Raw genomic sequence first — 17,827 nt, 5'->3', positions numbered from 1 at the left:
TTATTAGATTAGGCTTGCCTAAGCCAAATTAGGGCATGAAAGGTTTGCGTAATCGCCCGGAGTGGGTATCCTCCTTATTTAGGTTCACCTAAGTACGGGTTTCTTCAGCATCGTCGCTCGAGGAACCCGCACGTACAACGGCCCACACGCTTCCGCCTCAACCGCACGTTCCACCCGACCGATCCAAGGAAATCCCCTATGCCCAGTTTCACCCTGCCCAAAACCGCTCCCCGGTTCCGGAAGACACTTGCGCTGGTTGCGGCGGTAACCGCCGCTCCCCTGGCCCTCGCCGGCTGCATGGCCAACTCAAAGACCCCGGGAGCAGCCGCCGGACCGATCCAGGTCACCAGCACCCAGACCGAATGCAAGGTCTCGGCCAACCAGGTCGCCAGCGGCAATCTGACGTTCGCCGTCAAGAACGAAGGCCCCCAGGCCGCCGACTTCTACCTTCTGGCCGAGGACGGACTCCGGGTCATCGGCGAAGTGGAGAATATCGGCCCCGGCCTGAGCCGCAATCTGGTGGTCACCGCGGCCGCCGGCAAGTACACCACGTCCTGCAAGCCCGGAATGCAGGGCGACGGCATTCGCGCCGGCTTCGACGTCACGGACTCCGGCAGCAGCCCCGCCGTCGACGCCAATGTTCAGGAGCTGCTGGACACCGGCACCCGCCAGTACTCCGCCTACGTCAAGGACCAGACCGACCAGCTGGTGGACGGGACGAAGGCGTTCGCCGCGGCTTACGCTGCTGGAGATGCCGCGAAGGCCCGCGGGCTCTATGCCGCCACCCGTATGCACTGGGAGCGCATCGAGCCGGTTGCCGAGTCGTTCGGGGATCTCGACCCCAAGCTCGATGCCCGCGAGGCCGACCTCGAACCCGGCCAGGAATGGACGGGCTGGCACCGGGCCGAGAAGGACCTGTTCCCGCCGGCCAGCTACACCCCGCAGACAAAGGCGGAGCGTGCCGCCATCGCCACGCAGCTCGTTGCCGACACCGAGGACCTGGCCAAGCGGACCCGCACCGTGGAGCTCACCGCGGACAAGATCGGGAACGGCGCCAAGGAGCTCCTGGACGAAGTAGCCACCGGCAAAGTCACCGGGGAGGAAGAAATCTGGTCCCACACCGATCTCTGGGACTTCCAGGCCAACGTTGACGGAGCAAGGATCGCCTTCGAAAGCCTGAAGCCCGTGCTGCAGCAGAAGGACCCGGCCCTGTCCGAGGCGCTCGAGGCCAAGTTCGCAGCCCTGCAGGCCGGGCTCAAGCAGCACTCCACCGGCGAAGGCTTCGCGTACTACAACGAGCTCAGCCAGACCGAAGTCCAGCAGCTCGCCGCCCTGGTCGATGCCCTGGGCGAACCGCTCGCCAAGCTCACGTCGGCAGTGGTCCTGTGAGCGGCTGCCCCTTCGGCGGCACCCCCGGCCAGACGCCCGACGGCGGCACCCCCGAATCAGCTAACGCACCGGAATCAGCCAAGGCAGCAGGAGCAGCGGCCACGCCAGCACCGCCGGCAGCCTCCGGTCCGGGAAAGGGCCGGCTGTCCCGCCGCGGGCTCCTGTCCCTCGCAGGTGCCGGCGGCGCGGGCGCCGTCGCCGGCCTGGCGGCGGGCTTCCTCAGCCACGACGCCGTGGCGGCAGCGGCCGCGCCGCTGGCAGCGCCCGGCGACATCATCCCGTTCCATGGTGACCGCCAGGCAGGCATCGTCACACCGGCCCAGGACCGCCTTCACATTGCAGCGTTCGACGTCGTCACGGAGGACCGCGCGGAGCTCATCCGGCTCCTGAAGGACTGGACCGCCGCCGCCGCGGCGATGACCGCGGGACGCAGCACCGGCAGCAGCGGCGCCGTCGACGGCCCCTATGACGCCCCGCCCGAGGACACGGGCGAGGCCCTGGACCTGGGGGCCGGCAAACTCACGCTTACCTTTGGGTTCGGCCCCGGCCTGTTCGAGAAGGACGGCAAGGCCCGCTTCGGACTCCAGGGGCGCCGCCCGGACGCACTGATCGACCTGCCGCACTTCCCCGGCGACGACCTGGAGCCCGGACGCACCGGCGGCGACATCGTGGTGCAGGCCTGCGCCGACGACCCCCAGGTGGCAGTCCATGCCATCCGGAACCTGGCCCGCATCGGATTCGGGCAAACGCGCGTGCGCTGGTCCCAACTGGGCTTCGGCCGGACATCTTCCACGTCACGGTCCCAGACCACCCCGCGGAACCTCTTCGGCTTCAAGGACGGCACCAACAACCTCAAAGCCGAGGACACCGCCTTGTTGGACGAGCACGTGTGGGCGGGCCGGGGAACGCGACCGGAAGAGGGCTGGATGGCCGGCGGCACGTACCTTGTGGCGCGCCGGATTCGGATGCACATCGAAATCTGGGACCGCACCTCGCTGCGCGAACAGGAGGCCCTGATCGGGCGCACCAAGGGCGCCGGGGCCCCGCTCTCCGGCGGCGAGGAATTCACCGCCCCCGACTTCGAGATCCAGGGGCGCAGCGGGGAACCACTGATCCCGCTGGACGCCCACGTCAGGCTCGCGCACTCGAGCCAGAGCGACGGCGTCAAGATGCTCCGGCGCGGCTACAACTACACCGACGGCTCGGACGGCCTGGGGCACCTCGACGCCGGACTGTTCTTCATCGCCTTCGTCACAGACCCGAGGACCCACTACGTGCCCATGCAGCTGGCCATGGCGAAGGAGGACACACTGGCCCTGGAATACCTCAAACACACCGGCTCGGGCCTGTTTGCGGTTCCCCCGGGAACCAGGGCGGGGGGCTTCATCGGCGAAGGGCTCTTCGCATGACGGCGGCCCTCACCGATGCCGGCAGTCCGCCCGGAACCGAGGGAACAGGCCAACCCACCGGCACGGAGCTTCCAGGACCCGGCATCGGCGGGCCGGTACGACCAACGGCCACGTCCACTCTGAAACTCGTGCTGCTGGGAGTGGGGTGCTCGGCGGCGTGGCTGGCGTCCGTGCTGGTCGGCGGGTTCCTGGACCCCGGGCCGGAGATCCACCGGATTGCCCTCGCGGGCCACATCCTTGCACTCGTGCTGTCCTTCGGAGCCATCCTGGTGCTCGACTGGGTGGGTTTGCTGTGGCTTCTGGGCCGCCGCGACGTCCACGACACCCGGCGGCTCGATTCCGCCGCGCAACCGCTGATCTGGGGCGGGCTGGCCATCCTGCTCATCTCCGGGGCATTGCTGCACCCCGATCTGTCCAGCCCTCCGACGCAGATCAAACTCGTCAGCATCCTGGTCCTCATGCTCAACGGGCTGGTCCTGACCAAAACCATGAAGCAACTGCACCAACTGCCGCCGGAAACCTTGTTCACGGCGGTGGCGGCCGGGCTGCGGGCGCGCTTGCTCGCGGCTTTGTGCATCTCTCAAACCTGCTGGTGGACGTCCGTGCTGGTAGGACTGCTCAACAGCACGCTGCGGCGCTGGACGGGAGCCTGACGCCGGCGAGTCCGTCGGCTACCGCGCGGGCGGGAACGTCCGGCTGTGGCGGTTCTCAGCCACAGGCGGATCGAATCTGGTGTCTTCCAGCGTCCCGCCGTCGTCGAGCCATCGGCGGTTGGTGTAAAAGCTGATGGCCCGATTGTTGCTTTTCTCGACCCAAAGAAATGCCCGGCGGTAGCCGAGTTCGATCAACTTTTGTTCGACGGCTGCAAACAGGACGGAGCCTGCGCCCTGCGCCCAGCAGTCCGGATGCACATTGATCGCGTGGAGCTGACCGGTTCCCTGGTCCGAGTCGCCGGCAGCAGGACCGAGGATGGCGAAGCCCACAACCTGGTTGCCGCTTTGGACGACGAGGTGGTGCGTCCCTTCCTTGGGCTCCAGGATGTTTCGGCGCCAGGCAGACGCCGCCCGCCCGACGTCGAGACCGTCAAGATACTCATCGGTCATGACTCCACGGTAAGTGGCCCGCCAAGCCGCAACGTGGACCTCGGCCAGCCGTGCGGCGTCGTCTTCGGTCGCGGCCCTGACGCTGATGTCCGGAGTGGTCATGGTGGCGAATCTATCAAGTGAGGTCACCGATGCCGTGCGGCGCGCACCAGGCGGCGGGCGAAATGGCTGATGACGAGGACGCTGACCGCGGCAAGGAGCCACGTGCATGCCGCCCCAAGGACCGGGCCGCTCGTGCAGGTGCTGACGGCGCCGGACTCCGCCGTGTAGTCGAGGCACTCACCTGTCCGAGAGCCGATTAGAAAAGCGTCGACGGCGATCACCAGCAGAATGGCCACTGCCCAGGGCCACCTCTGACGCCGGAGCAGCTGAGGCGTTTCCTCCACGGTTCCTCCCCGGCAGCTCATCGGCCGGTCCGGCCGCTCGAACACCTGGCAGGCATCACAGTACGGCCGATCCCTACAGCGCGGTACTCTGCACTAACACCCTGTCTGCCTCTCCCCTGGCCGTGATGAGCCACATCGACCTCGGCGGCGGCCCGGAAGTGTCCGGCAGAATCATTTCATGGAAGGTCAACGCGATGTCAGAATCTGAACTTTCAGCTCTCCGGGAGCGGGCTGCCCGTGGTGACAACGACGCTATAGGTGAACTCATCGAGCTGGCCGCGGAGCGGGAAGACTTCGACGAGCTGCGGCATCTTGCCGACGGCGGCAGCAAAGACGCCGAGGATCAGCTCGTGGAACTCGCAGCTGAAAAGGAAGACCTAGCGGAGCTTCGGCGTCTGGCATCCGCCGGCAACACGGACGCGGCCGAAGTGCTGGCCGAACTCACTGAGTAAACACTCAGCTGAAATTGACCGTGTTCCGGCTGAACACGTTTCTGAAGTTGCGGATCGCGCAGCTTCGCGCAGAGGCCGTGGCCGCTGAGGCAGCAGGGCTTTCGCACTAAGTGTCCGGGGTTCACCCTTGACCATCGGGCCGGACAGCGCGTGCGGTAGATTGCACTCATCCCGACCACGAAGCGGGCAATGGAGGGGGACCATTGAAAGCATCACAAGAGCAGCAGCACCCGCCGCAGGCGGACTGCTCAGCGTCCACTCAGCGCGCCGCCCGTCCGGTCAGAACGCACCGCTCGACGTCGGGCCGCCCCGTGGCCGCTGCCGTATGGGCCGGTGCAGCCGGCACCCTGTGCTGGCTGCTGGCCAGCGGAGAAACCCGGGCCGCGGTGGACGCCGCACCCTGGCTGGTGCTGGTGTCCTGGTTCGTCTACGTAGCCCAATGGCTGCCATGCCTGCGCGTCGATGGCGACGGCTTTGCGCTGATCAACGGCCTCCGCGACCACCGGATACCTTTCGATACGGTCCAGGACGTCGAGGTCCGCTATGCCGTAGCAGTCCGGGCCGCCGGCAAGAAGTATGTGAGCTGGGGCGCTCCTACCCCGCCGGGCTCGTTCGAATCCGGATTCGAACATGTCAGCGATCTAAAGAGCCGGCCGCACAGCATTCTCCCAAGCAATGAACGACTCAACCAGCCCGCGGTGACCACCGGACGTGACGAGATCGCCCAGGCGTGGCAGGACGCCCGCGCCGCCGGGCTCCGCTCCTCCGACGGAACAGTAACCACGACATGGAACCGCCCGATGGTCGCCCTCGGCGTCGTAGTGCTCCTCTGGGTGATCGCGGCCCAGCTGTTCTAGACCGAGCGGTACCGGAGTGAGCCGGGAATCTCGCCCCGGGCCCCCAGGCCTTCCCCGTAGGCGAACCGTGCCCACAGCGCCCGCATCGCCCGGCCGTGCGCATTGATCTCGTCCCAGGTGGCACCCGCCAGCAGGCCGGCACCCTCCCATGTCCGTTGGTGGCCGAACAGCAGCGGCAGATCAACCGTGTGCGCGGCGCCGTAGAGATTTCCCGGTGCGCGCCAGGACAGCACGTAGCTGTGGGCCCGCCCTCCCGCGCGCACATGCCGCCTGGCAAACTGCCTGGCTGCCTTGCCGTACACGAGTTCCGTGACCACCCAGGTGACTGTCTTGAGTACTGCGCTGCCGACCACGGGAATCCTCGCCACTCGGCTCAGGTACGGGCTTCGCGGCAGAAACAGCCGGGCTTCTTCGGCTGTGTGGCCGATCAGGATGTCGATCCCCGGCGCAGCCGCATTCCAGGCCCCGTCGAGCTCGGATTCCTCGGGCAGGGGTGAATGCCCGTACTGGATCCCGAACGGCATGGCAGCCATCAGCCCGAACTTCCTCGCCGCCCGCGCAACATCTTCTTCGCGGGCGACGACGTCCATCGCCGGAGTAGTGGCGGTGACCGCTTCCGCGGCGACACCCATGGCGGCGTTCATCTTTTCCCGTCCCCGGGTAATACCCAGCGGGGCACTTTGAATGATGGCCCGCTGGAACAGCGACGCCGCGCCCGGCGTCGCCATGAGGTGAGCGACGGCGTCGCCCCCGGCGGATTGCCCGAACGCGGTGACCCTGCCCGGATCGCCGCCGAACGATGCGATGTTGCGCTGCACCCACTGGAACGCCTCGATCTGATCCAGCAGGCCCAAATTGGCGGGCCGGCCGGTGCTGGTGGACAAATATCCGAAGAGGCCCAGCCGGTAGGTCACCGAGACGACGATCACCCGGGTTTCGGCAACCAGCGCCGAAGGGTCGAAGATCGCCAGATCCCCCGATCCGGACGTGTAGGAGCCGCCATGCAGCCACACCATCACCGGCAGCCGCTCATCGTCGTCGAGATCGGCGGGCACGGTGATGGACAGCCGTTGGCAATCCTCGCTGCCTGGAAGTTCGCCGTAGCGGGTGCCGAGCACGTCGTCCAGGAAGGGCACCGGGGCCTGCGGGCACGCCGGGGACAGGGATGTCGCCTCGAGCATCTCGGACCAGTCAGTTGCCGGCGCAGGCGGCTGAAACCGATCGGCTGTGGCGTAGGGAATGCCGGTGGCACGCACGACGGCGCCGTCGCGCCATCCGGTGACCGGGCCACACGGCGGGTCGAAGGCAAGGCTCACAGTCATACCGGTTTAGCTGTTCTTCAGCAGGGCAACATCGGAGACAAGTTCAATGTGCTCGAGCATCGCCGCCGCCGCCGCCGCCGAATCCCGGGACCTGATCGCGTCGGCGATCTTGCGGTGGGAGGCGAGCGACTGCTCGGGCCGGCCGGGCTGTGCGAGGGATTCGAGGCGCGTTTCCAGGACCATTCCGGCAATGAAGGTCATCAGCTGGGCCAAGACCGCCGAGTGGGCCGCGCCAGTTACAGCCTGGTGGAACAGCTCGTCGCCACGCGCACCCCGGCCGCCCGAAGTGACTTCTGCCGTCATGGCTTCTAGGGCGTGATCGATGGCGTTCATGTCCTGCTCGGTGCGCCTGGCCGCGGCCAGCTCGGCAAGTTTGACCTCCAGCGTGCTCCGCGCTTCAACGATCTCGGGTAGACGGCTGCGGTGCTCGCGGAGGCCTTTGATCACGGAGGGAACGTTGGGCCGGTAGACCAGCACCGCTCCGGTGCCGTGCTGGACGTCGATCACGCCGAGCACTTCGAGAGCCACCAGGGCCTGCGCCAGGGTTGCCCGCGAAACCCCCAGCCGCTCGGCAAGCTCCCGCTCAGCCGGCAGCGTGTCGCCGGGACCCAGCTCGGCGGACTCGATGAAGTCCATGATCTGCTCCACCAGCTGCTCATAGAGCCGGGGCCGCGAAACGCGGGAAATCTGATGCGTTGCCGCCTGCTTTGCCATGCTCGTCCTTCCAGCCTGTTCTGACCCTAAGACTACCGGAGAACTATTGACAAAGACACCTAGTGTCTAGGAGGCTAGGCCACTAAGCCAGTCAGTGAACCACTTCGATCCGGAGGAACAACGATGTCCGCTCCCGTCCTGTCCATCATCATCCTGGCGCTGATGTTCCTTCTGGCCACGGTGCTGCCGCTCAACATGGGTGCCTTGGCCTTTGTGGGTGCCTTCCTGCTGGGCTCCGTGGTGCTGGGGATGTCCACCAACGACATCCTGGCCAACTTCCCCGGCGGCCTGTTCCTGACCATCGTCGGGGTCACCTACCTGTTCGCCATCGCGCAGAACAACGGCACCATCGACCTGCTGGTGCGGGGCGCCGTTCGGCTGGTCGGCAGCAAGGTGGCCCTGATCCCGTGGGTCATGTTCGCCATCACCGCGGTGATTACCGCCGTCGGCGCCCTCTCCCCGGCCGCCGTGGCCATCATCGCGCCGATCGCCCTGAGCTTCGCCGCCAAGCATAAAATCAATCCGCTCATGATGGGCATGATGGTGGTCCACGGCGCGCAGGCCGGCGGCTTCTCCCCCATCGCCGTCTATGGCGTCACCGTCAACAGCATCATTGCCAAGACGGAGCTGGATGCAAATCCCATGGCAATCTTCCTGGCCAGTTTCCTCTTCAACCTGGGCATCGCGCTGGTGCTGTTTGTCGTCCTCGGCGGCGGCAAACTGCTGTCCACCCCGGGCGGGCGATTGGTGGAGCAGGCCGCAGAAAAGCGCATGTCCGTCAGCGTGGGTGCCCGGGCGGCCGGCGTCACGCTGCAGGGCTCCGGCTCCGACATCTCCGCCGCCGGCGTCTCGGCCAAAGGCACCTCGGGCGGCTCCGGTGCATCCCCGGCGGCCGGTCCCGCCGGGGCCGGCGCGCATCCGGCCAACGGCGCACGTGCGTCCCTGCCCCAGCTCATCACCATCCTGGGTCTGGTCGCCCTGGCTGTCATCTCGCTCGGATTCAAAGTGGATGTCGGCTTCGTTTCGATCACCATCGCAATCGTCCTCGCCCTCGTGTCCCCCGCAGCGCAGAAGGGCGCCGTCAACAAGATCAGCTGGTCCACCGTCCTGCTCATCTGCGGCATGCTCACCTTCGTGGGCGTCCTCGAAGAGGCCGGCACCATCGCATTCGTATCCGGCGGGGTGGCGGACCTTGGCATGCCCCTGCTCGCCGCCCTGCTGATCTGCTACATCGGCGCCATCGTCTCGGCCTTCGCCTCCTCCACCGCCATCCTCGCGGCCCTCATTCCACTGGCGGTGCCGTTCCTGGCCACCGGCGAGGTCGGCGCAGTCGGCGTGATCGCCGCCCTGGCCGTGGCCTCCACGATCGTGGATGTGTCCCCGTTCTCCACCAACGGCGCCCTGGTCCTGGCCAACGCGCCGGAGGACGTGGACAAGGACAGGTTCTACAAGGAGATCCTGGCGTACAGCGGCATCGTCGTCGCCGTCGGGCCGGCCATCGCCTGGCTGGTCATGGTGGTCCCCGGCTGGATGTGACCGCTGGATGTAGCCGGCAATCCAACCAGCGCTCAAGCACACCGCACGCACCCGCAATGACCGACCAGAGAAGGAACACGCCAATGAGCACCGAACCCACGCCCGACGCCGAAGGCCCCCTGACCGGCTATCTCGTGGTGGACCTGAGCCGAGCCCTCGCCGGCCCGCATGCCGGGATGATGCTGGCTGACCTCGGCGCGCGGGTGATCAAGGTGGAGAACCCCGGCACCGGGGACGACACCCGCGGCTGGGGCCCGCCGTTCGTGGGCCCGGAGGATGATCCGCAGGCCACGTACTTCCTGTCCTGCAACCGGAATAAGGAATCCATTGCCTTGGACTTGAAGAGCGACGACGGGCGGGCAGTGCTGCGTGAGCTGGTGGGGCGCGCCGATGTGGTCATCGAGAACTTCCGTCCCGGCGTCCTGGACCGGCTCGGGTTCTCGGCAGCGGAGATGCATGCCCTGAATCCGGCCCTGGTGGTCCTCTCCATCACGGGATTCGGGCACGACGGGCCCGAATCCCGGCGCAGCGGCTACGACCAGATCCTCCAGGGCGAGGCCGGGCTGATGTCCCTGACCGGGTCCGGGCCGGACGATCCGCAACGCGTCGGGGTCCCCATCGCCGACCTCCTCGCCGGCATGTACGGGGCGTTCGGCACCCTGGCCGCGCTGCTGCAGCGGGAGCGCACCGGCCAGGGCCAGATCGTCCGCACCTCCCTGCTCGCGGCGCTGATCGGAGTCCACGCCTTCCAGGGCACCCGGGCAACCGTTGCGGGGGAAATCCCGAAGGCCCAGGGCAACCACCACCCCTCGATTGCCCCGTACGGCCTGTTCCACTGCCGGCAGGGCCGGGTACAGATCAGCGTGGGAAGCGAAAAGCTCTGGAGCACGTTCGCCTCGACATTCGGCATCGACGCCGCGCGGCCGGAGTTCGCCACCAACGCGGACCGCGTGCGCAACCGCGAGAAAGTCATCGAGGAAGTGGAGCGGGTGTTCTCCGATTTCGAGGCTGAGCCGCTGCTCACCAAACTTAACGACGCCGGCATCCCGGCCGGCAAGGTCAGAACCTTGGACGAAGTCTACGAATGGGACCAGGTCCACTCGCAGGGCCTGGTGATCGATGTCGACCACAAAATCCTCGGTACCGTGAGCCTGCCGGGCCCGCCGCTGCGGTTCTTCAGCCCCGCCGGCACCGCAGAAACCACGCTGAAGACCCACACCGCACCGCCGCTGCTGGACCAGGAAGGGGAGCAGATCAGGCGGTGGCTCGGGCTGACAGCCGCCCCCGGAGCCGGCACGGGCACAGGAGCCCGCACGGCCACGGGATCCGGCACAGCCACAGGTGCAGGCCAGGAAGGCCACCCGGCATGCTGACCCAGCAGAAAGTCCGGCATCTGGACGCCGCCGAACTCATCGCCGCGGTGCTCGACCCCGGCTCCTACCGGAGCTGGGACGCGCCCATCGTGGACCCCGATCCCGGCCCCGAGTACCGGCAGGAACTGGCCGCCGCCCGGGCAAAGACCGGCGTGGACGAATCCGTCCTCACAGGCGTTGGCCTCATCCGCGGCCGCCGGGTCGCCGTCATCATCAGCGAGTTCCGGTTCCTCGCCGGCTCCATCGGCCAGGCCGCGGCCGAACGGATCGTCAACGCCGTCGAACGGGCCACCCACGAAGGACTGCCCCTCCTCGCCGGCCCTGCCTCGGGCGGCACCCGCATGCAGGAAGGAACCATCGCGTTCCTCTCCATGGTCAAGATCGGCGCCGCCGTCCGCACCCACCGGCAGTCCGGGCTGCCCTACCTGGTCTACCTGCGGCATCCCACCACGGGTGGCGTCATGGCCTCCTGGGGATCCCTCGGCCACATCACCGCCGCCGAGCCCGGAGCCCTGCTCGGCTTCCTCGGACCCCGGGTCTACGAGGCCCTCCACGGCACCCCGTTCCCGGAAAACGTCCAGACCGCCGAGAACCTCTTCGACAAAGGACTGATTGACGCGGTGGTCCCGCCCCGGCAACTGTCCGACGTCGTCGACCGTGCCTTGAGCATCCTGGTCACCGGCCCCCACGCACCGATCTCCGCGCCCGCGACCCTGTCCGTGGAGCCGTCCGGCGCCGGCGCCTGGGAGTCGATCGGCATCTCCCGCGATCCCCGCCGCCCGGATGTGCGGCAACTGCTGGCGTATGGCGCCCGGGACGTGCTCCCGCTCAACGGCACCGGACAGGGCGAAAAGGACCCCGGCCTCCAGCTGGCCCTGGCCCGATTCGGCCAGCAATCCTGCGTAGTCATCGGCCACACCCGGCCCAGGCCCTCCCGCACGGCGGCATCGGGACAGTCGGCGATGGGGCCGGCGTCCCTCCGGGAGGCCCGGCGCGGCATGCGCCTGGCCGAGGAACTCCGGCTGCCGCTGCTCACCATCATCGACACCGCCGGCGCCGCCCTGTCCCAAGAGGCCGAGGAAGGCGGCCTGGCCGGCGAGATCGCCCGCTCCCTCCACGACCTGATCGGCCTCAACGCGCCCACGGTGTCCGTGCTGCTCGGACAGGGAGCCGGCGGCGGGGCACTGGCCCTCCTGCCCGCGGACCGCACCATCGCGGCCCAGCACGCCTGGCTCTCCCCGCTCCCGCCCGAAGGCGCCAGCGCCATTGTCCACCGGAACACGGATTTCGCCCCGGCCATGTCTGAGGCCCAGGGCGTCAACGTCGCATCCCTGCACGCCAACGGACTCGTGGAGCACATCGTGGATGAACGCCCCGATGCCGCCGACGAGGCGCAGGCCTTCTGCCGGCGCCTCGGCCGGGCCATCGAATACGAACTCGCCACGCTCGCCAGCGCCGGAGTCAACGAACTCCTCCCCCGGCGCCTGGCGAAGTACCGCAACCTGGGCAGCGTCCTTGGCGCCGCTGCCGGAACGCCGTCGTCCGGTTGAGGGCCGGCCCTAAAGCCGGCTCAGAGCAGGCTCGAAAACTCCGCGTAGCGCAGCGGGGCGTAGCGCCCGTAGGCGGCGATCACCGCGGCCTCCACAGCGTCGACGTCGAGGCCCGGCACGAGGTCATCGGCCGCGCCCGCCGTCGCCGGGTCCCATTCCAGGCCGAGGGCGGCGTAACTCGCCTCCAGGACCGCGCGGATCGGGGCGGAGTCCGCCACCACGATCACGGAGCTGAAAAGCCAGCCGCCGGCGACCACCCGCTGGGCGGTGCCGACCAGTTTGATCCGGCGCTCCGGAGACTCCGGGTCGCTGCCGTGCACGCTGAACTCGCCGGGGCAATACTCCCCGGGGATCTCGCCGACGCCGGCGTGCACGCCCGCGTCGCGCAGCGCCTGTGCGAGCAGTTCGCCAAAGCGCGAAAACCGTCCCTTGGCCCCGGCAATCGCGTCCGCATCGGGCTCCAGGTGATCGATGACGAGCGTCCGCTCGTGGTACGCCGCCGCGCGGCCCCCGGCCTTCCGGACCAGCGGTTCGAAGCCGAGCTGCCTGCAGGCCGCGGCGGCGGCCTCGAACCCGGGCAGGTGCGTGTCGCGCTGCCCGAAAGCGACCGTGGGAACCGGCCGGTAAAGCCGCAGGGTGGGGCCCAACGCGCCTGTCTTGACCTTCTGGAGGAGCCCGAGGGCGAAGTCGAGATCGGCGGCGGCACCGAGTGATTCGTACTGCCGCACCACCGTCAGTGTCCCGGGCCCGGCTGGCGCCTGCGGCATGTTGTTATGCTCCCTTATGGTCATTCTGCAATTCCTCGTCGTAGCCGCCGCGTTCGCCATCATCGACGCCATCTGGCTCAAGACGATGAACCCGTTCTACCGCCGCCAGATTGGTGAGCTGATGGCCGACAGGCCCAATCTAGGGTACGCGGTGGCGTTCTACGTGATCTACATTGCCGGGATCGTGTTCTTTGCCCTGCGGCCAGCGCTCGACGGCGGCAGCTGGCTTAGCGCCGTGGGCTACGGCGCCGCCTTGGGCGCGTTTGCCTACGCCACCTACGACCTCACCAATGCCGCCACCCTCAAGACCTGGCCGTGGCAGCTGGTTGTGGTCGACATCCTCTGGGGCGCCGCGCTGACGGCCCTGGCGACGCTGGCCGGCTGGCTCGTCTTCCGCACGAACTAGGACCGTCCGCCCGAGCTAGGACTTGCGCAGCGTCAGGATCTGTTCGGCGCGCCCGAACGGGCCCGTGAGGTCATGCAGCACCGTGGAGGTCAGCCCGATCCCGTCCGTGCCGAATGAAACCTCGTTATCCAGCCCCAGCCACTCGCCCTCCGGCTGGCGGTACATGTGGATCTGCAGGTCCAGGTTGGGGAAGGCATAGCTGCCCTTGCCCGGCGGGACCCGCGCGGCGATTCCGTTGGCCGTGTCCACCAGGCCGACCAGCCGGGCGAGGTCGCCGCTGTCCGCCCGGTCAGTCAGCGGATAGTCGGTGCGGAGCCAGACCGTCCCCGAGCCCGCCCGGTGGCCCTCGGCGATCCGCATGTGCAGTGAGGCAATGTAACCGCCGGGCCAGATACTTGCGGCGTCGTACGGTTCGCAGTCCTCCGGCGCGGGGATCCGCGGATCCTCGAAAGCCGCGATGGCGGACGTGTCCGAGGTGATCATCCGCCAGGCCGTGGCGCGGATCGCCGTGCGGCCGCCGGCAACGAGCTCGGCCTGCACCAGCTCGATGGTCCGGCCAGGGCGCAGGGTGGAGGTCACGACCTCGAACTCGCCGCCCGGGATCAGCCCGAGGATTTCATAGCTGAGCCGTGCCATCCGCATGTCCTCGCGGGGCTCATGCCGGGCCAGGCAATCGGCCATGATGCCGGATGCGGGGGCCATGTGCTGCTCATGTTCGTTCCAGGCGCCCTGGGCTTGGATAGTGGAGCGGAATCGCCCTTCCCCCAGAACCTCATAGTAGAAATCGCCCTCGGCAAGTTCCGGTAGTGCAGCAGTCAACGTCCGCCCTTTCGCGTGGCTGGTGATTCCAGAACACACTATCCCGTCGCGCCGGCGGCACCCTGCCACACCACCGCGCCCGCGGTCCCGCCCCTACCGGCGCCAGCTGCCCTTTCACAGCTCCCGCTATACAAGGGCTCATGGCCGGCATAAGTCCGGTGCCTAGAAATAGTGCATGACTCCTGACAAGACCAAACACCGTAAGGGCGGCCGCGTGCGGCGCGCCGTGCTGGCCGGAGCCCTGGCCCTGACTCTCTCCGCGGGCGGCGCCACAGCGTGGGCGCTGGACCGCTTCGTCTTCGAGCACGTCGAAATCTCCGACGTCGCAGCCTACGAGGCGAGCCAGGGCGTGACGTCCGGCGCTGCGGACACAGCAAACACAGCAAAAACAGCCGCCGAAACCACGGACACTTCGTACTCATCGGCCGACTCAAGCATCAACATCTCCACCGTCGTGACCGGCAGCGGCGACAGCACCGTGACCTACTACGTGGCCGACGTCGTCCTGAGCGACGCCACCGTCCTGCAGTCCGCGTTTGCCAACAACAGCTTCGGCGAGAACATCACGGAGACCACCTCGGACACTGCGGCCGACCACAACGCCGTCTTCGCCATCAACGGCGATTACTACGGCTTCCGGGACACCGGAATCGTCATCCGCAACGGCGTCGTCTACCGCGACGAGGGCGCCCGCCAGGGCCTGGCCTTCTACCGGGACGGCACCGTCAAGGTCTACGACGAAACCAGCACCACGGCCGCCCAGCTCGTGGCCGACGGCGTCTGGAACACGCTGTCCTTCGGACCGGCCGTCCTTAAGGACGGCCAGGTGGTGGACGGCATCGAGGACGTGGAGGTGGATACGAACGTCGGCAACCACTCCATCCAAGGCGAACAGCCCCGGACAGCCGTGGGAATCATCGGCACCAACCACCTCGTCTTCGTCGTGGTGGACGGGCGCAGCCCGGGCTACAGCGCCGGCGTCACGATGACCGGACTCGCGGGAATCATGCAGGACCTCGGCGCCACCACGGCATACAACCTGGACGGCGGCGGTTCCTCCACCATGTATTTCAACGGCCAGCTCGTCAACAACCCGCTGGGCCAGGGCAAGGAACGCGGCACTTCCGACATCCTCTACATCGGGCAGTGAGCCGGGGCCATGATCATCCTGATCCCCGCCTACGAGCCGGACCAGCAACTGCTCCGCCTGATCCACTCGATCCATACCGCGGCTCCGCAGCTCACCATTGTCGTGGTCGATGACGGCAGCGGCCCGGACTACCAGCCGGTGTTCGACGGCGCAACCGGGCTCGGGTGCACGGTCATCGGCTATGCCGGAAACCGGGGCAAGGGCCATGCGCTGAAGGCGGGATTCGGCTTCATCGCGGACCGCTTCCCGGGCCGCGACGTGGTCTGCGCCGACAGCGACGGCCAACACCGCGTTGAAGACATTCTCAGGGTCGCCGAACAGCTGCCTGCGGCGCCGGACGCGATGGTCCTCGGCACCCGTAACTTCAGCAGCAACGTCCCGGCCCGCAGCAAGTTGGGTAACACCGCCACCCGCTGGCTGTTCCGGCTGGCCACCGGGGAACACCTTTCCGACACCCAGACCGGGCTCCGGGGATACCCGGCGGCGATGCTCGCGTGGCTCAGGGGCGTCCCCGGCGAGCGCTACGAGTACGAACTCAACCTCCTGCTCGAGGCCAAGCAGGCCGGTTACCAGATCCGGACGGTCGGGATCGCTACCGTCTATCTTGATCACAACTCGGGCTCGCACTTCCGACCCCTGGCGGACTCGGTTCGGATTTACGCACCCCTGCTGAAGTTCCTGGCTTCTTCCCTGGCCGCGTTCGTCATCGACACCGCCGCGTTCCTTGTCCTCAACGCGGTCACCGATTCGGTCCTGTTCGCCGTCGTCGGCGCCCGGGGCATCAGCTCGGCGGCGAACTTCCTCGTCAACCGGCACCTGGTGTTCCGCCATGGCCGCGAGCGCCAGGCCACGCGGACCGGTGCCCGGTACTTCGCCTTGGTCCTCACCCTCCTGGCCGCCAACCTGGCCCTGATGTCGGCACTGGACCAGTTGGCCGTCGCGGCGGTTCCGGCGAAGCTCCTGGTGGAGGCTGCGCTGCTCGCGGTCAGCTATTGCGTGCAGCAGCGGTTCCTGTTCGCCCGGGAACAGCCGGCCGCAGACCGGACCCCAGATCTGGCCGCCAGCCATGCGGGAGCATTAAACCCGACGCATATACCCGCCATGGTCCCGGCACAGTTCCCGCACAGCCTCAGCGGGAATCGTGGACATCAATCCACCCACCGATTCCGGAGCCTTCCATGACACCACTTATTCTCATCGCCGCCGATCTGGCCGCCATCAGCATCCTGACCTTCGCCCTGTACCTGCGCCGGCACCGCCGCCGCGACCTCGTGGTGTCCTACCTCGGCATGAACGTGGGTGTGATGGCCGTGGCCGCCGCCCTCTCCGGCTCGGCCGCCGGGATCGGGCTCGGCCTCGGTCTCTTCGGCGTCCTCTCCATCATCCGCCTCCGTTCCACCGAACTGGCCCAGCACGAAGTGGCCTACTACTTCTCAGCCCTGGCCCTCGGACTCATCTCGGGCCTGGCGATCGAGCCGTTGTGGCTGCCGCTGTCCCTGATGGCCATGATCCTGCTGGTGATGTTCGTGGGAGACCACCCCCGCGTCCTGCCGGCCTACCGCCACCAGACGGTGGTCCTGGACCGGGCGATCGCCATCGAGGGGGAACTCTTCGCCCGCCTCGAGGAGGTCCTGCACGGCACAGTCCACTCCGCCACCGTGCAGGAACTTGATCTGGTCAACGACAAGACGATCGTCGACGTCCGCTACGCGTATCTCCCCGGCGGTGCACCCCGCAGCGTCCTGCCCAGCGCCGCGGCAAGCCCTGGGACCCGCGAGGAGCTGCCGCGGCACCAGCTTGCTCCCACCACGGCCGGTGCGGCATGAGCGCCGGCATTGCCGGCAACCTCCGGCACCTGCCCGCAATCGGGCTGGAGGAACTGAACGCCGCCGCGGCGCTGCAGACCAGGGTAGACCGCAAATACGTCATCCCGGCCCAACAGGGCAAGCAACTGCTGGCGGCCCTCGACGCTGACCTCAGAATCCTGGAGATGGACGGAAAACGGACGTTTGACTACGACTCCGTCTACTTCGACACCCCACAACTGGACAGCTACATGCTGGCGGCCAGGGGCCGGCGCCGGCGCTTCAAGATCCGCACCCGGACCTACGTGGACAGCGCCGCCAGCTTCCTGGAAGTGAAAACGGAAGGCAGCCGCGAAGCCACCGTCAAGGACCGCATTCCATATGACGTGAGGGACCGCAGCCGGATCACGGCCGAGGGACTCGAATACGTCAACGACACGCTCGCGGCAACCATCGGCGATGTCCCGTCCGGACCACTGGAACCAGTACTGGAAACCCGCTACCGGCGCACCACGCTGTTCCTGCCCGGATCGGACAGCCGGGCCACTCTCGACGAGGCGGTCACCTGGCACCGCCCGGGCGGGAGCTCCTGGCTCCTCGCCGGCTCGCTCGTGCTGGAGACCAAGTCCGGCTCCACGGCTGGTCCGCTGGACCGCCATCTTTGGGCCAGTGGCATCAGGCCCAGCCGCATCTCCAAGTTCGCCACCGGCATGGCCGCCCTGCGCCCCGAACTGCCGGCCAACCGCTGGAACAGAACACTGCGACGCAGCCTTCTCCTCACTCCGGCAG

At 67.8% G+C, this 17,827-nt stretch carries 19 protein-coding genes; 13 read left to right on the top strand and 6 right to left on the bottom strand.

Annotated features, from left to right (window positions below):
- Window positions 1-198 precede the first annotated feature (198 nt).
- From efeO to LQV16_RS11615, 3 genes are read left to right on the top strand one after another with little or no spacing between them, the layout of a single operon-like run.
- Entirely contained in the window at window positions 199-1,389 is a 1,191-nt protein-coding gene (efeO, locus tag LQV16_RS11625) for an iron uptake system protein EfeO (protein ID WP_229994045.1), read from the top strand.
- Window positions 1,386-2,798 carry an iron uptake transporter deferrochelatase/peroxidase subunit gene (gene efeB / locus LQV16_RS11620; protein ID WP_229994044.1) on the top strand — a complete coding sequence of 471 codons (1,413 nt, stop codon included), beginning with the start codon at window positions 1,386-1,388 and terminating at the stop codon, window positions 2,796-2,798. Before efeO ends, efeB begins: the two co-directional genes overlap by 4 nt.
- A complete protein-coding gene (locus LQV16_RS11615; RefSeq protein WP_229994043.1) occupies window positions 2,795-3,451 on the top strand; it encodes a hypothetical protein in 657 nt (218 codons plus the stop codon). Before efeB ends, LQV16_RS11615 begins: the two co-directional genes overlap by 4 nt.
- Before the next feature lie 18 nt (window positions 3,452-3,469).
- Here LQV16_RS11615 and LQV16_RS11610 read toward each other — a convergent pair whose 3' ends face one another.
- Complete coding sequence (locus tag LQV16_RS11610; RefSeq protein ID WP_229994042.1) at window positions 3,470-4,003, bottom strand: GNAT family N-acetyltransferase; 534 nt, start codon at window positions 4,001-4,003, stop codon at window positions 3,470-3,472.
- Between the two features lie 23 nt (window positions 4,004-4,026).
- The gene (locus LQV16_RS11605) at window positions 4,027-4,287 is read right to left on the bottom strand and encodes a hypothetical protein (RefSeq protein ID WP_229994041.1); all 261 of its coding nucleotides are present in this window, start codon (window positions 4,285-4,287) and stop codon (window positions 4,027-4,029) included.
- A 125-nt stretch (window positions 4,288-4,412) separates the two neighbouring features.
- On the opposite strand from LQV16_RS11605, the gene LQV16_RS11600 reads away from it, so the two are divergent.
- Both LQV16_RS11600 and LQV16_RS11595 read left to right on the top strand, forming a co-directional pair.
- Window positions 4,413-4,739, top strand: a complete 327-nt coding sequence (locus LQV16_RS11600) for a hypothetical protein (RefSeq protein WP_229994040.1) — start codon at window positions 4,413-4,415, stop codon at window positions 4,737-4,739.
- Between the two features lie 203 nt (window positions 4,740-4,942).
- A complete protein-coding gene (locus LQV16_RS11595) occupies window positions 4,943-5,596 on the top strand; it encodes a hypothetical protein (protein ID WP_229994039.1) in 654 nt (217 codons plus the stop codon).
- On the opposite strand, the gene LQV16_RS11590 is transcribed toward LQV16_RS11595, so the two are convergent.
- On the bottom strand, window positions 5,593-6,918 hold the full coding sequence (locus LQV16_RS11590) for a carboxylesterase family protein (RefSeq protein ID WP_229994038.1): 1,326 nt from the start codon (window positions 6,916-6,918) through the stop codon (window positions 5,593-5,595). The genes LQV16_RS11595 and LQV16_RS11590 overlap by 4 nt on opposite strands.
- Window positions 6,919-6,924: 6 nt before the next feature.
- Window positions 6,925-7,632: a FadR/GntR family transcriptional regulator gene (locus LQV16_RS11585; RefSeq protein WP_229994037.1), complete on the bottom strand. Its 708-nt coding sequence runs from the start codon at window positions 7,630-7,632 to the stop codon at window positions 6,925-6,927.
- A 123-nt stretch (window positions 7,633-7,755) separates the two neighbouring features.
- Between LQV16_RS11585 and LQV16_RS11580 the strand changes: the two genes are divergently transcribed.
- The 3 genes from LQV16_RS11580 (at window position 7,756) to LQV16_RS11570 (ending at window position 12,091) form a co-directional block, all read left to right on the top strand.
- The gene (locus tag LQV16_RS11580) at window positions 7,756-9,168 is read left to right on the top strand and encodes an SLC13 family permease (RefSeq protein WP_229994036.1); all 1,413 of its coding nucleotides are present in this window, start codon (window positions 7,756-7,758) and stop codon (window positions 9,166-9,168) included.
- Between the two features lie 83 nt (window positions 9,169-9,251).
- A complete protein-coding gene (locus LQV16_RS11575) occupies window positions 9,252-10,541 on the top strand; it encodes a CoA transferase (RefSeq protein WP_229994035.1) in 1,290 nt (429 codons plus the stop codon).
- Window positions 10,535-12,091, top strand: a complete 1,557-nt coding sequence (locus LQV16_RS11570) for an acetyl-CoA carboxylase carboxyltransferase subunit alpha/beta (protein WP_229994034.1) — start codon at window positions 10,535-10,537, stop codon at window positions 12,089-12,091. Before LQV16_RS11575 ends, LQV16_RS11570 begins: the two co-directional genes overlap by 7 nt.
- A 20-nt stretch (window positions 12,092-12,111) precedes the next feature.
- Here the strand turns inward: LQV16_RS11570 and LQV16_RS11565 are convergent, their stop codons facing one another.
- Window positions 12,112-12,858, bottom strand: coding sequence for a lipoate--protein ligase family protein (locus tag LQV16_RS11565; protein WP_229994033.1), 747 nt, complete (start codon window positions 12,856-12,858; stop codon window positions 12,112-12,114).
- Window positions 12,859-12,874: 16 nt separating this feature from the next.
- On the opposite strand from LQV16_RS11565, the gene LQV16_RS11560 reads away from it, so the two are divergent.
- Window positions 12,875-13,264 carry a DUF2177 family protein gene (locus LQV16_RS11560; protein WP_229994032.1) on the top strand — a complete coding sequence of 130 codons (390 nt, stop codon included), beginning with the start codon at window positions 12,875-12,877 and terminating at the stop codon, window positions 13,262-13,264.
- Between the two features lie 15 nt (window positions 13,265-13,279).
- Here the strand turns inward: LQV16_RS11560 and LQV16_RS11555 are convergent, their stop codons facing one another.
- Window positions 13,280-14,083 (bottom strand): thioesterase family protein, encoded by an 804-nt coding sequence (locus LQV16_RS11555; protein ID WP_229994031.1) that lies wholly within the window; start codon window positions 14,081-14,083, stop codon window positions 13,280-13,282.
- Window positions 14,084-14,258: 175 nt separating this feature from the next.
- On the opposite strand from LQV16_RS11555, the gene LQV16_RS11550 reads away from it, so the two are divergent.
- The 4 genes from LQV16_RS11550 to LQV16_RS11535 form a co-directional block, all read left to right on the top strand.
- Window positions 14,259-15,233, top strand: a complete 975-nt coding sequence (locus LQV16_RS11550; RefSeq protein WP_229994030.1) for a phosphodiester glycosidase family protein — start codon at window positions 14,259-14,261, stop codon at window positions 15,231-15,233.
- A gap of 9 nt (window positions 15,234-15,242) precedes the next feature.
- On the top strand, window positions 15,243-16,415 hold the full coding sequence (locus LQV16_RS11545; RefSeq protein ID WP_229994029.1) for a GtrA family protein: 1,173 nt from the start codon (window positions 15,243-15,245) through the stop codon (window positions 16,413-16,415).
- A complete protein-coding gene (locus LQV16_RS11540) occupies window positions 16,412-17,059 on the top strand; it encodes a DUF4956 domain-containing protein (protein WP_229994028.1) in 648 nt (215 codons plus the stop codon). Before LQV16_RS11545 ends, LQV16_RS11540 begins: the two co-directional genes overlap by 4 nt.
- On the top strand, window positions 17,056-17,827 hold a 772-nt coding region (locus LQV16_RS11535), incomplete at its 3' end, for a polyphosphate polymerase domain-containing protein (protein WP_229994027.1). The genes LQV16_RS11540 and LQV16_RS11535, both read left to right, overlap by 4 nt.

The organism is Arthrobacter sp. Bi26, from assembly GCF_918697925.1.
Taxonomy (GTDB): Bacteria; Actinomycetota; Actinomycetes; order Actinomycetales; family Micrococcaceae; genus Arthrobacter.
Note: the sequence above shows the minus strand (reverse complement) of the source record. Positions and strands in the feature narration are given on the sequence as shown.